The sequence below is a fragment of the Aurantibacter sp. genome (assembly GCF_042094015.1).
In the GTDB taxonomy this organism is placed as follows: Bacteria; Bacteroidota; Bacteroidia; order Flavobacteriales; family Flavobacteriaceae; genus Aurantibacter.
In genome coordinates, this window is the sequence record NZ_JBELDZ010000077.1 from 1 (window position 1) to 11,169 (window position 11,169).

General features: G+C 28.9%; 14 protein-coding genes. 9 read left to right on the forward strand and 5 right to left on the reverse strand.

Annotated elements, in window-relative coordinates:
• The coding region (locus tag ACFDSN_RS10160; RefSeq protein ID WP_375239741.1) for a hypothetical protein at positions 1-489 on the forward strand (489 nt) is incomplete at its 5' end.
• A 76-nt stretch (positions 490-565) separates the two neighbouring features.
• Positions 566-973: an EF-hand domain-containing protein gene (locus tag ACFDSN_RS10165; protein ID WP_375239742.1), complete on the forward strand. Its 408-nt coding sequence runs from the start codon at positions 566-568 to the stop codon at positions 971-973.
• 54 nt (positions 974-1,027) lie between these two features.
• Here the strand turns inward: ACFDSN_RS10165 and ACFDSN_RS10170 are convergent, their stop codons facing one another.
• Genes ACFDSN_RS10170 through ACFDSN_RS10180 form a run of 3 tightly spaced genes read right to left on the reverse strand, consistent with a single transcriptional unit; the run spans position 1,028 to position 2,133 of the window.
• Positions 1,028-1,252, reverse strand: a complete 225-nt coding sequence (locus ACFDSN_RS10170) for a VF530 family DNA-binding protein (RefSeq protein WP_375239743.1) — start codon at positions 1,250-1,252, stop codon at positions 1,028-1,030.
• Positions 1,253-1,957: a lipoyl(octanoyl) transferase LipB gene (gene lipB / locus ACFDSN_RS10175; RefSeq protein ID WP_375239744.1), complete on the reverse strand. Its 705-nt coding sequence runs from the start codon at positions 1,955-1,957 to the stop codon at positions 1,253-1,255.
• Between the two features lie 17 nt (positions 1,958-1,974).
• Complete coding sequence (locus tag ACFDSN_RS10180) at positions 1,975-2,133, reverse strand: YqaE/Pmp3 family membrane protein (protein ID WP_375239745.1); 159 nt, start codon at positions 2,131-2,133, stop codon at positions 1,975-1,977.
• Positions 2,134-2,221: 88 nt separating this feature from the next.
• On the opposite strand from ACFDSN_RS10180, the gene ACFDSN_RS10185 reads away from it, so the two are divergent.
• The 5 genes from ACFDSN_RS10185 to ACFDSN_RS10205 all read left to right on the forward strand — a co-directional run bounded on the left by ACFDSN_RS10185 (position 2,222) and on the right by ACFDSN_RS10205 (position 7,735).
• A complete protein-coding gene (locus ACFDSN_RS10185; RefSeq protein WP_375239746.1) occupies positions 2,222-3,280 on the forward strand; it encodes a LuxR C-terminal-related transcriptional regulator in 1,059 nt (352 codons plus the stop codon).
• A gap of 108 nt (positions 3,281-3,388) precedes the next feature.
• The gene (locus ACFDSN_RS10190) at positions 3,389-3,832 is read left to right on the forward strand and encodes a DUF1573 domain-containing protein (protein WP_375239747.1); all 444 of its coding nucleotides are present in this window, start codon (positions 3,389-3,391) and stop codon (positions 3,830-3,832) included.
• Positions 3,833-4,090: 258 nt separating this feature from the next.
• Positions 4,091-5,782: a lysine--tRNA ligase gene (gene lysS, locus ACFDSN_RS10195; protein ID WP_375239748.1), complete on the forward strand. Its 1,692-nt coding sequence runs from the start codon at positions 4,091-4,093 to the stop codon at positions 5,780-5,782.
• Between the two features lie 7 nt (positions 5,783-5,789).
• A complete protein-coding gene (locus tag ACFDSN_RS10200) occupies positions 5,790-6,677 on the forward strand; it encodes a hypothetical protein (protein ID WP_375239749.1) in 888 nt (295 codons plus the stop codon).
• A 14-nt stretch (positions 6,678-6,691) separates the two neighbouring features.
• Positions 6,692-7,735 (forward strand): NAD(P)/FAD-dependent oxidoreductase, encoded by a 1,044-nt coding sequence (locus ACFDSN_RS10205; protein ID WP_375239750.1) that lies wholly within the window; start codon positions 6,692-6,694, stop codon positions 7,733-7,735.
• A gap of 48 nt (positions 7,736-7,783) precedes the next feature.
• On the opposite strand, the gene ACFDSN_RS10210 is transcribed toward ACFDSN_RS10205, so the two are convergent.
• On the reverse strand, positions 7,784-8,281 hold the full coding sequence (locus tag ACFDSN_RS10210; RefSeq protein WP_375239751.1) for a c-type cytochrome: 498 nt from the start codon (positions 8,279-8,281) through the stop codon (positions 7,784-7,786).
• Between the two features lie 152 nt (positions 8,282-8,433).
• Complete coding sequence (locus ACFDSN_RS10215; RefSeq protein WP_375239752.1) at positions 8,434-8,811, reverse strand: DUF983 domain-containing protein; 378 nt, start codon at positions 8,809-8,811, stop codon at positions 8,434-8,436.
• Positions 8,812-8,909: 98 nt separating this feature from the next.
• Here ACFDSN_RS10215 and ACFDSN_RS10220 point away from each other — a divergent pair, with 98 nt between their 5' ends.
• A complete protein-coding gene (locus tag ACFDSN_RS10220) occupies positions 8,910-10,820 on the forward strand; it encodes an ABC-F family ATP-binding cassette domain-containing protein (protein WP_375239753.1) in 1,911 nt (636 codons plus the stop codon).
• A 3-nt stretch (positions 10,821-10,823) separates the two neighbouring features.
• Complete coding sequence (locus ACFDSN_RS10225; RefSeq protein WP_375239754.1) at positions 10,824-11,006, forward strand: CPXCG motif-containing cysteine-rich protein; 183 nt, start codon at positions 10,824-10,826, stop codon at positions 11,004-11,006.
• The last annotated feature ends 163 nt before the right edge of the window (positions 11,007-11,169 follow it).

Below are 11,169 nucleotides of genomic sequence, written 5' to 3' on the forward strand. Positions count from 1 at the left end.
ATTTTCACACTAGCTATACTTCTTCAATCCTTAAAAACTATAGAACTTCATAAATTATTTTATACTGGATTAATTGCTCTAGGAATCGGCATTTTAAGTAATTCTATACCTTTTTGGAATAATCAATTCCAAAATGGACACTTATATTCTAATAAAGAATGGAAAAATTCTGAAATAGCTATTTTTTTAAATTCAACTAATAAATACAACAGCTATAGCAATGCTCCAGATTTTTTAAATTACAAAACTAAAACAATTCATTATTATCTTCCTTTTAAAACAGCTAGACTAGAAAAAACTAATAAAAACTACTATTTAGAATTAGAAGTTTTAAAAGAAAAGCTAAATAAATTTAGTTATGTCGCAATCTATTTTAACAACATAAAAAGAACAAACATAACTCCTGAAGCCATTTTAAAAGATGAATTAAAAGAATTTCCTATAACTTATTTTAAAGATGGATTTATAATTGGATTTATCAAAAAATAAATATCGTAATTAAACCTTTCTAGAAAATTAATGTCTTATTAGTATAACATTTATTTAACCTATTAAAACGACAATTATGACATCAAAAATTTTAAAATTAAGCGTATTAACCATAGCACTTTGTTCATTCACTTTTACTAGTGCTCAAGAAAAAGAAAAAAGAAACCCCGAAAAAGTTTTTAAAAAACTAGATACAAATGGAGATAATTTTATTTCTATGGAAGAATTTAAAGCTCCTAGAGAAAAAAGCAAAGGTAAGATTGAAGCTAAGTTTAAAGAAATAGACACAAATAATAATGGCTCTATTTCTATTAATGAATTACAGGCAGTCAAAAGAGAAAAAACCTCTAGCCCAGAAAATTTAGCAAAAAGATTCGCTAAAATGGATGTAGATAATAGCAGTGCTCTTTCTATGGAAGAATTCAAAAAAGCTTTAATTAAAATGAGGAAAAGAAAAACCAGAAGAGATTCTACTAAAGAATAATTACCACTTAACCTTTCTTAATAAAAAACTCTAAGCATTGCTTAGAGTTTTTTATTATCTTTTATTTTTCTTCAAAAATTTCAAATAAAAATTTTCTACTTTAGTTCTTGCCCAAGGTGTTCTTCGCAAAAACTTAAGACTAGATTTTATAGTAGGGTTAGATTTAAAGCAATTCATATTTAATTCATGACCTAAATATTCCCACCCGTAAAACTCATGTAATTCTGTAACTATATCTGCTAATTTTATACCGTGTAACGGATTATTAATTTGTGTCATTTATTCTGTTATAAATTCTGCTTCAAAAAGCGTTGTAAAATGTTTTAATATTTTAGATTTCACTTCTGATTCATTAATTTTATTAACACCTAATTCTACATTTAAAGAAGCTACTGCTTTACCTCTAATTCCACAAGGAATAATATTATCAAAATATCCCAAATTTGTATTTACATTTAGAGCAAACCCATGCATTGTAACCCAACGACTTGCTCTTACTCCTAAAGCGCAAATTTTACGAGCAAATGGTGTCCCAACATCTAACCAAACACCAGTTTCTCCATCGCTTCTTGTTGCAGTTAATCCATATTCTGCCAAAGTAAGAATAATAACTTCCTCTAAAAACCGTAAATACTTATGAATATCTGTAAAGAAATTATCTAAATCTAAAATAGGATAACCAACAATTTGTCCAGGTCCATGATATGTAATATCTCCACCACGGTTTATTTTATAAAATGTAGCTCCTTTTTCTTTAAGCTGTTCTTCATTTAAAAGCAAATTACTTAAGTCACCACTTTTACCTAAAGTGTAAACGTGTGGATGTTCTACAAAAAAGAAATAGTTCTTGGTTTCTAAGCCAGCATTCTCTCGCTTATTCTTAATCTTAGTATCTAAAATAGTTTTAAAAATGGATTCTTGATAATCCCAAGTTTCTTTAAAATCTTTAGTTCCTAAATCCTTTATGTAGATAGATTTGTTCATCACAACAAAGATACAATTTATCTCTTTGGATTATTCAAAATAATTAATGCGGCAATAACACCAGGAATCCAACCTAAACACCATAAAATAAACACAATTAATATAGAACCGCAACCTTTATCTAAGACAGCTAAAGGTGGGCAAAATATAGATAAGACAACACGCCAAAAACTCATAATTCTTTTTTTTATTTATAGGACGTACTTTTCTTATTTTTGTTACAAATCAAATTTGTTTTGTAATAATAAATAGTATTTTAGTCTTATGAGATATTTACAGTGGTTTGTTTTTCTATTTTTAATTTCATTTTACACAAATGCACAGCATAAATTTGAAGGTTTTATAGATAATACCACTTGGCAAAACAATGTTTACCTATCTGTAGTCGATGATTATAGAACTATTAATGGAATAAACAATGAACAAATCATTTCAAAAACTACAACAGATAGTTTAGGTCGTTTTGAGTTTTCGGGAGATTTATTAGAACCAATACATCAAATTTATAAACTTCATGTAGATAATTGTGATAGTGAAAATTTAGACGAAAACCATTTTATTGGACATTGCAAAGACAGTAAAGATATTTTATTTATTGCAAAAAGCACAGACAGCATTAAGTTTCCATTATCATTTGACGCACAAATGTTTTGTGATATTACTTCTAACAATTCAAAAAACTTAGCTATTATAAAGGTTGATAATCTAATAGAAGAAATGAAATTTTCATATTCTGAATATAATAGCAATGCTAGCCGTAATCTAAATAACAAGAAATGGTTTAAAACGCTACAGGATTTTGGAAAAAAATTAAAAGAACCTTTAGCTGAACTATATATTTATTCATTCTTATCGGATAGAACAAAACCATTCCATGATTATTATTTAGAAGATTTAAGAACTAACACCTATTACACTGAGTTATTAAATCGTTTAAAAACCAATTATCCTAATTCAAAATACACAAATCAATTTGAAACAGAATTACAAATGGATCAATTTGGCTTAGGTGATTCAGAAAAAAAAGCCAAGTTTAATTTCATTTATTTACTTTCAGGTATTCTATTAACATCTTTACTTTTAAATTTCTGGCAGTATTTCAAATCTAAAAAGCAAAAGAGCGAATCTAAAACTCAAGCCAAAGCACAATTAACTAAACAAGAACAAACTGTTTTAGACTTAATTTTAGAAAATAAATCAAATAAAGAAATTGCCGAAACTCTTTTTGTAAGCCTAAGCACTGTAAAATCTCATATAAACAACATTTATAAAAAGGTAAATGTGTCTTCTCGAAACGAGATAAAAGAGCTGTTCTACAAATAGTTACAAAATTCAACCTAGGTTCTAGTCCCTATTTCCAACCCTATGTTTTCAAAGTTAACTTTGTTTTTCAAGAAGTTTGTCTGGTATTAATCACATAAACAATTTATTATGAAAAATGTAGTATTAGAAAACAAGAAAACAGTAAAAACTTCAATTTTAAGCCTTATGCTTTTACTAGCATTAAGTATTACAAGTTTTAGTTTTGCTCAAAATCCAGACAACGCAAAAGCGCTAGGTGTTTTAACTTTTAAAACCAATATTATTGATTATGGAATAGTAGAAAAAGGCACAGATAAATTACGCGTCTTTACATTTACTAACACAGGAAAAGCTCCTATTTTAATTACAAAAGTAAAAACATCTTGCGGCTGCACAGTACCTAATTATCCTAAAAAACCAATTTTACCAGGAGAATCTGCAAGTATTGACATTACTTACGACACTAACAGAATGGGACAATTTAAAAAAACCATTACAGTTATGTCTAATGCAGAAGAAGCTTTAAAGCAATTAACCATTAAAGGAAATGTTGTAGAAAAAGCAACAAAGTAATTTCTAATTTAAAAGCAACTATAATTCTAAGTTAAGATAGTAATTATAGTTGCTTTTTTGTTTCCAAAAATATCTATTCAAATATTGCCGAGAACTGTTTGATTTATTTAAATAAATTTCAACTTCTCTCTAGAAGACAAAATAAATCTAATCTTAAAATGGCTAAAAAATCAGCCTAAATATTACCTTCTAAAAAACACAAAAAGTAGTTTAATAGTTCTGTTAAAAAACGTAATTTTGCTACTTAAAATTATTCTAATGCAATTATCTGAACAAGAATTAGTAAGACGAGAAAAACTGCGCCAACTTAGAGAGTTAGGGATTAATCCTTATCCAGCCGATTTATTCCCTGTAAACAATACATCTAAACGTATTAAATCAGAATTTGAAACAGGTAAAAAGGTTATTATTGCTGGTCGTTTAATGCGTAAGAAAATCCAAGGAAAGGCTTCTTTTGGAGAAATTCAAGATAGTGAAGGACGCATACAAGTCTACTTTAACAGAGACGAAATTTGTCCAGGCGAAGATAAAATGCTGTATAATGATTTATTTAAAAAATTATTAGACTTAGGAGATTTTATTGGTGTTGAAGGTGAATTATTTACTACAGAAGTTGGTGAAAAAACCGTTTTGGTTAAAGACTTTAAATTACTTAGTAAAGCCTTAAAACCTTTACCATTACCTAAAGTAGATGCAGAAGGAAAAGAACATGATGCTTTTGTAGATCCAGAAATGCGTTACAGACAACGTTATGCCGATTTAGCAGTAAATCCGCATGTAAAAGAAGTGTTTGTAAAACGTACAAAGTTATTTAACGCTATGCGTAACTTCTTTAACGACTCTGGATATTTTGAAGTTGAAACACCAATTTTACAACCAATTCCTGGTGGAGCAGCTGCAAGACCTTTTATGACGCATCACAACAGTTTGGATATTCCATTATATATGAGAATTGCAAACGAGTTGTATTTAAAACGACTAATTGTTGGTGGTTTTGATGGTGTTTATGAGTTTTCTAAAAACTTCCGTAACGAAGGAATGGACAGAACACATAACCCAGAATTTACAGCAATGGAAATTTATGTAGCCTACAAAGACTACAACTGGATGATGGATTTCTGTGAGAAGCTATTAGAACATTGTGCTATTGCTGTAAACGGAACAGCAGACGCTACTTTTGGAGAACACAACGTAAGTTTTAAAGCGCCATACAAACGTATTACAATGGCAGATTCTATTAAAGAATTTACCGGTTTTAATATTACAGGAAAGACAGAAACTGAAATTTTTGATGCTGCAAAAGGTATGGGAATTGAAGTAGATGCTACAATGGGTAAAGGAAAACTTATTGACGAAATTTTTGGAGAAAAGTGCGAAGGTAATTACATACAACCAACCTTTATTACAGATTATCCAAAAGAAATGTCTCCGCTTTGTAAAGAACATAGAGAAAACCCAGAATTAACAGAACGTTTTGAATTGATGGTTTGTGGTAAAGAAATAGCAAACGCTTATTCTGAACTTAACGATCCAATAGACCAGCGCGAACGTTTTGAGCACCAATTAAAATTAGCTCAAAAAGGAGACGATGAAGCTACAGAATTTATAGATCACGATTTTTTACGTGCTTTAGAATATGGAATGCCTCCAACATCTGGAATGGGAATTGGAATGGACAGACTAATTATGTTCTTAACCAACAACCAGTCTATACAAGAAGTATTATTCTTCCCACAAATGAAACCAGAAAAGAAAGCCTTAGCTATTTCAGATGATGCTAAAGAAGTTTTAGAACTTTTAACTAAAGTAACTAAAACAGAATTAGACACTTTAAAAGTACAAGCAGGATTAAGTAATAAAAAATGGGATAAAGCCATTAAAGAATTAACTAAAAACACATTAGCTAAAGTTGAAAAAACGGACGATGGTTTATTTGTTGAAGTGGTTTAAATTTTAAATGAAATTCCTACAAAAATATAAAGCATACCTACTTGTAGTGTATGCTTTTTTAATATTACTTCATTTTATAATTAAAGATAATTATTATCCGTTAAGTATTTTGTTTTATGCTTCACCTCTAATATTAATTATATCTTATGGCTGGTTTACAAGTTATGCTTATTACAAGACCAAATTACTTCCATTAATTGTAATTTGTCAGATTATAATTACTACACTATGGTTTGTAAATAATTATTACATAAACAACATTAGATATCACGAATCAAACGCAACCGTATTTTTCTGGAATCTAGCTAAAAAGAAAACTTTCCCATTAAAAACTGTCACTTCTAGAATAGAATCTAAAACGCCAGAACTATTAGCTTTTGTGGAAGACAAATCGATTAATAATTTCAATTCAAAACCTTTAAAAAATTATTCGTATAAAAAGTTAGCAGATAATATGTCTATCTTATATTTAGGTGAATTATTAGATATCCAATTTTACTATAAAGAAGAAAACTATAAATTTAACGTGGTTAAAATTAAATATAAAAATAACATTACTTCTTATCTTATTGCAGATGTTTGGGCAAGTCCTTTTGTGGATAAAAAAGAAGCGTTAACTACAATTTCAGATTATGCAACTAATAACAATATAGATATTATTTTAGGAGATTTTAATACACCTTACGAAAGCATTCATTTTAAGAAATTCTATAGAGAATTTAATAGCTTTCATTCGAAAAACAATGGATTAACAGCAACTTGGTATTATGGCTTCCCATTGCTAGAGTTGGATCAGATTTGGTTGAACAAAAAGCACCAACCGCTTTTATTAGAGAAAAGTCAACATTTAAACTCAGACCACAAATTATTAATAGCAACTTATCTAAAACATTAATTACCTTTACTCCTATGAAAACAGATTACATTATAGTAGGTTGCGGTTTAGCAGGAATTTCCTTTTGTGAAGAATTAAAAGCTAAGAATAAAACATTTGTAGTTTTCGACAATAACTCGCAACAATCTTCTACAGTTGCTGGTGGAATGTATAATCCTGTAATTTTAAAACGTTTTACTGGTGTTTGGAAAAGTAAAGAGCAATTAGAACTAGCTTTGCCTATTTATTCAAAAATTGAAAAAGATTTAAATCAACAATTCGATTATAAAATTCCTGTTCATAGATTATTTAATAATATCCAAGAACAGAATAAGTGGTTTACAGCATCAGACAAACCAAATCTTTCAGACTACTTATCTACTACGCTTTTAAAAAGTACTAACCCAAATATAAATGCGCCTTTTGGTTATGGTGAAGTTTTACAAACAGGACGAGTAGATACTAAAAAATTAGTTTCGGCATATAGAAAAGATTTAGCTAACAAAAATTTATTAATTACGGAAGCTTTTAATTACAATGAATTAAAGACCGAAGACAATAAAGTCACATATAAAAACAGAGAAGCAAAACATATTATTTTTGCCGAAGGTTATGGTCTTAAAAGCAATCCTTTTTTTAAAGAACTACCTTTAGAAGGTTTAAAAGGCGAATTAATTACCATAAAAGCACCAGATTTAAAATTGAATGAAGTAATTAAATCTAGTGTATTTATTATGCCTTTAGGAAACGACTTATACAGAATTGGAGCCACTTTTGACAGAGATAACAAAGACAATAAAATTACAGAAAATGGCAAAGCACAATTAATTAAAAAACTGAAACCTTTATTAAACTGTACTTTTGAAGTGGTAAATCATACCGCAGGAATTAGACCAACAGTTTCGGATAGAAGACCTTTAGTTGGAACACACAAAACGTTAAAAAATCATCATATTTTAAATGGTTTAGGAACTCGTGGAGTTATGATTGCTCCTTACGTTTCAAAAGCTCTTTTTAACGCTATTGAAAACAATATAGCATTGGATGAAGAAATTGATATTAGCCGATTTAACAATTAAGTAAAATCAGCTAATTTATATTCTTTAACTATAAAATTATTTCAAACTTTATTTTGAAGAATTCTCTTCCCATTTTTCTTTATGCATATCTTCAAAATGCTCTGGAAACCAAGAAGGAACTTCAAGTTTATTATTAAATATAAACAATGCCATTTCTCTAGTTTCAGATTTAGACAAACCTGTTTTTGGCATTATACCAAACCGTTTAATTGGTCCTTTCATTAAAGCATTCTCTTCTGTCGGATTAAAAATATAGTCAGACATTTGAGTCACAAATAATTCTTTTGTTGGATAGGTGTTTAAATATTTATTTTTTATTCCTGCTAAAGGTGGAGCAAGCATATTATCATGAGAAGTAGAGTTTGGATTATGGCAAGCATAACAAGTATTCGTTAATATTAAATCTCCTTCTGATTTAGATAAGACTTTTATCTCTTTTATACTGTTTTCTTCAAGATCAGAAAGTACTCGATTAACATTTTTAGGGCTATTATTACACGAAAGTAAAAACACAACAAGACTACTTAAAATTAAGGTTTTTTTCATTTTTAAAAGGTTTAAAATTTATAAAATTAGATATAAAAACTCACGCTAATTTTACGTTAGCGGTAGAAGTGGCATCCTTTTTTTTATTTAGCAAATGGCAAAAAAAGATATAACGGATAACGCGACCTTTAGGTAACGTTATAAAACAAAAACTAATCTTTAGTCTTATCGTAACTCATAAAAAGATTTATCCAAATATTACGAGAAACTCTAATAATTATAGGGTAAAAAGCGAACATAGCTAAAACAATTGCAATAAAAGCGACATTTAAACTACTTCCAAGAAACAAATAACTTATAACAAAAGCTGCTACTGCAAATGCAATTCCAACACCATAACTTACATACATTGAACCATAAAAGAAGGACGGCTCTATTTTATATTTTGTTTTACAATGACTACAACTTTCTTGCATTTCAAAAAGCTGAGTCACTGCATATGGATTAGAGTTTTTATACATACTCTCATTATGGCATTTTGGACAAACACCTTTTAAAATTCCAAATAACTTAGATCCTTTTTTAAACATATAAATTGTGTACTTTTGCAATCTTAAAAACTAAGACCTTTAACAATACAAAGTTACAAAATACAAGAATAGTATTAAGTAACAAAAGTCACATAACTATGCTTAATATTCATAATTTATCTATTTCTTTTCAAGGCGAATATTTGTTCGAAGACATTACATTTAAGCTAGTTCCTGGAGATAGAGTTGGATTGATTGGAAAAAATGGTGCAGGTAAATCTACAATGCTTAAAATTCTATCTAAAGAATTAGAGCCAGATACAGGGCAAATTGCTGCAGATAAAGATTTAAAAATTGGTTTTTTAAAGCAAGATATTGACTTTGTTTTAGGTAGAACTGTTTTAGAAGAATCTTATCAAGCTTTTACAGAAATTAAAACCCTTGAAGCTAAATTAGAACAAATTAATTTTGAATTAGCAGATAGAACAGATTATGAATCTGAAAGTTATAACCAATTAATGGTTGATTTAAACGATTTTCAACATCAATATGAAATTATTGGTGGTTATAACTACCAAGGTGAAACTGAAAAAATATTACAAGGTTTAGGTTTTAAACGTGAAGACTTCAATAAACTTACCGACACATTTTCTGGTGGTTGGCGTATGCGAATTGAGTTAGCAAAATTATTACTTCAAAATAACGATTTATTACTTTTAGATGAACCTACAAATCACTTAGATATTGAATCTATTATTTGGCTAGAAGGGTTTTTAAAAAATTATTCTGGAGCTGTAGCTATTGTCTCTCACGATAAAATGTTTTTAGATAACGTAACCAACAGAACTATTGAAATTTCTCTTGGAAGAATTTACGATTACGCTAAGCCTTACACTCAATATTTAGTATTACGTAAGGAATTACGTGAGCAACAGTTAGCATCGCAAAAAAACCAACAAAAAAAGATTGAACAAACCGAAAAACTAATTGAAAAATTCAGAGCGAAAGCCAGTAAAGCAACAATGGCGCAATCTTTAATTAAGAAATTAGACAAAGTAGATAGAATTGAAGTTGATGAAGACGACAATAGTGTAATGACATTAAACTTCCCTGTTTCTGTAACGCCTGGAAAAATTGTTATTGAAGCAGAAAATATTTCTAAAAATTACGATAAAAAAATGGTTCTATCCTCTGTAGATTTAATGATAGAGCGTAATATTAAAACAGCTTTTGTTGGACAAAACGGACAAGGAAAATCTACTTTAGCAAAAATTATAGTTGGTGAATTAGAACACGATGGCAATTTAAAACTAGGCCACAATGTTCAGATAGGTTATTTTGCTCAAAATCAAGCTGAATATCTAAATGGTTCTAAAACCGTCTTAGATACAATGATTGATGCTGCTAATGAAACAAACAGAAGTAAAGTTAGAGACATATTAGGTTCATTTTTATTTAGAGGAGAAGAGGCCGAAAAATATGTTCGTGTACTTTCTGGAGGAGAACGTAATCGTTTAGCTTTAGCAAAATTAATGTTACAACCATTTAATGTTTTGGTAATGGATGAACCTACCAATCACTTAGATATAAAATCTAAAAACGTATTAAAAGATGCCTTAAAACGTTTTGAAGGAACATTACTTTTAGTTTCACACGACAGAGATTTTCTACAAGGATTAACAGAAACCGTTTACGAATTTAAAGACAATAATATTAAAGAATATTTAGGCGATATTGATTATTACCTAGAAAAACGAAATGTTGAAAACTTACGTGAAGTTGAAAAACGTACCGTTGTAAAAGTTACACCTAAAGAAAAAAACAAGCAATCTTACGAAGATCAAAAGAAATTAAAATCTTTAAACAATAAGCTAAGTAATACCGAATCTAAAATTAATACCCTTGAAAAAGAAATTAAAGAGATAGATGTAGAATTAGCAGTTAATTATGATGAAGTAGTTTCTAAATCAGACTTCTTTGACAAATATCAAGCTAAAAAAGACAGGTTAGTGAAACTTACAGAAACTTGGGAAGAAATTACAATAGAACTAATGGAACTAGAAGACTAAACTATGTTCGAACACTTCTTTCAATGTCCTTATTGTTGGGAAGACATTTCTATGCTTTTAGATAATAGCATTAGACAACAAACCTATTTAGAAGATTGTGAAGTTTGTTGTAATCCAATAGAAATTACACCACAGTTTATAGAAAATGAGCTAATTAGCTTTCTTGCAGAAAATATTGAACAATAATTTTAAATAAACACTTGTTTTATTCAAAAACCATTGTATATTTGCAGTCCGAAACACTTTTGTCGACATTATGAATCGAAAGTTAAAAGCTAAGTAAACTGTTTCAAATTATAAATCGCGGGATAGAGCAGTAGGTAGCTCGTCGGGCTCATAACCCGAAGGT

Coding starts and splice junctions, on each gene's coding strand:
- ACFDSN_RS10220 (WP_375239753.1), top strand. CDS start 8,910: ATGCTTAATATTCATAATTTATCTATTTCTTTTCAAGGCGAATATTTG.
- ACFDSN_RS10200 (WP_375239749.1), top strand. CDS start 5,790: ATGAAATTCCTACAAAAATATAAAGCATACCTACTTGTAGTGTATGCT.
- ACFDSN_RS10170 (WP_375239743.1), bottom strand. CDS start 1,252: ATGACACAAATTAATAATCCGTTACACGGTATAAAATTAGCAGATATA.
- ACFDSN_RS10215 (WP_375239752.1), bottom strand. CDS start 8,811: ATGTTTAAAAAAGGATCTAAGTTATTTGGAATTTTAAAAGGTGTTTGT.
- ACFDSN_RS10190 (WP_375239747.1), top strand. CDS start 3,389: ATGAAAAATGTAGTATTAGAAAACAAGAAAACAGTAAAAACTTCAATT.
- ACFDSN_RS10180 (WP_375239745.1), bottom strand. CDS start 2,133: ATGAGTTTTTGGCGTGTTGTCTTATCTATATTTTGCCCACCTTTAGCT.
- ACFDSN_RS10165 (WP_375239742.1), top strand. CDS start 566: ATGACATCAAAAATTTTAAAATTAAGCGTATTAACCATAGCACTTTGT.
- ACFDSN_RS10210 (WP_375239751.1), bottom strand. CDS start 8,281: ATGAAAAAAACCTTAATTTTAAGTAGTCTTGTTGTGTTTTTACTTTCG.
- lysS (WP_375239748.1), top strand. CDS start 4,091: ATGCAATTATCTGAACAAGAATTAGTAAGACGAGAAAAACTGCGCCAA.
- ACFDSN_RS10225 (WP_375239754.1), top strand. CDS start 10,824: ATGTTCGAACACTTCTTTCAATGTCCTTATTGTTGGGAAGACATTTCT.
- ACFDSN_RS10185 (WP_375239746.1), top strand. CDS start 2,222: ATGAGATATTTACAGTGGTTTGTTTTTCTATTTTTAATTTCATTTTAC.
- lipB (WP_375239744.1), bottom strand. CDS start 1,957: ATGAACAAATCTATCTACATAAAGGATTTAGGAACTAAAGATTTTAAA.
- ACFDSN_RS10205 (WP_375239750.1), top strand. CDS start 6,692: ATGAAAACAGATTACATTATAGTAGGTTGCGGTTTAGCAGGAATTTCC.